Genomic DNA, 1,512 nt, shown 5'->3' on the forward strand with positions numbered 1-1,512 from the left:
CCAGCCCTCTAAAGGTCATTTGAGCGCTTTTTAATATTTGTTGTCATCCCTGTCATTGCTGGCTTTCAGACCGCTATCGTAAAAGCTGAAAGTCTAATGACCTGCCTTTGAGCCATGATATTGGGGGAAGTGTTTGAGCGGTTCATTGCCGAGAGTCCCTTCTGCGTGATGCTGAGGGTGCTCCTAGAACAGAGTCTGCCCGCCAAGGAAATCGATGAGTTGTTTGAGCAGCAAGCCGAACGACAATATCACCGGGAATTGCTGTTTTCGACGATTGTGAATTTGATGAGTTTGGTGGTTTGTGGCATTTCACCCTCGGTTAACGCCGCCTATCAAGCCAAAGCGAAGGGGATTGGCGTGACCATTCAGTCAGTTTATAACAAGCTCAATGGGATGGAGCCTCAGATCGTCGAAGCCTTACTGCGGCATGTGGTCAAGCGGGTGCAAGGATTGATTGAGAGACTGGGTGGCAGCCTTCCTCCCTTGCTGGAAGGATATCGCGTCAAAATTCTCGATGGCAATCATCTAGCCGCGACCGAACGCCGCCTACAGGTGCTGCGGTCTTTCAACAGTGCGCCCCTGCCCGGTCATGCGCTGGTGATTTTAGATCCGGCGTTGATGTTGGCGGTTGATGTGTTTGCCTGTGAGGACGGTCATGCCCAAGAGCGGGCACTGTTGAGTCGGGTGTTGGCGACGGTAGCCAGTGGAGATTTGTGGATCGCCGACCGCAATTTTTGCACGTTGGGGTTTCTGTTTGGTCTGCATGGGCGGGGGGCAGCTTTGGTGATTCGTCAGCATGGTCTGCTCCCCTACAAAGCGCTCGATGAGTTGGTTTTTGTGGGTGAGAGCGCAACGGGAACGGTGTTCGAGCAATCAGTCCAATTGATTTTCAACGACACATTAAAGGTAAGGCTGCGCCGCATTGTCGTGCGACTCCATCAGCCCACTCGAGATGGAGATGCCGAAATTGCTCTGCTCTCGAATCTCCCCATCGCTCACGCCGATGCGGTGCAAATTGCGGCACTGTATCAAAAACGCTGGCGGATTGAACGACTGGTTCAAGTGCTCGAACAATGTTTCCGAGGAGAAGTCAACACGCTTGCTTACCCCAGAGCCGCTTTGTTTGGCTTTGTCATGGCACTGATTTGCTACAACCTGCTGGCGGTCGCTCAAGCGGCCATGCGCTCTGTGCATGGAGCCGACAAAATTGAAGCGGGCACTTCTCCTTATTATTTAGCGGATGAAGTGCGCCGTGTCTATGCGGGCATGATGATTGCCATTCCGCCACTGCAATGGCAACCGTTGGCTCAGCTTGACGGAGACTCCACCGTTCAGTTTCTTCAACAGTTAGCCGCACAGATGAATTTGTCCAAATTCCGCTCTCACCCCAGAGGAGAGAAGAAGAAAGTCCCCAAACCCGAACGGCAAAAAGACAAACCTCACGTCTCTACTGCTCGATTGCTCAGTCAAGCGAAATCTAAAAAAGATGAAAAAGCACCTTGAAAGGGCTGG

General features: G+C 52.2%; 1 protein-coding gene. It reads left to right on the forward strand.

Annotated elements, in window-relative coordinates; translation table 11 throughout:
* The first annotated feature begins 168 nt into the window (after positions 1–168).
* Positions 169–1,503: a transposase gene (locus ACKFKF_RS35015; RefSeq protein WP_446871938.1), complete on the forward strand. Its 1,335-nt coding sequence runs from the start codon at positions 169–171 to the stop codon at positions 1,501–1,503.
* Positions 1,504–1,512: the final 9 nt, after the last annotated feature.

Source organism: Phormidesmis sp. 146-12, from assembly GCF_052939495.1.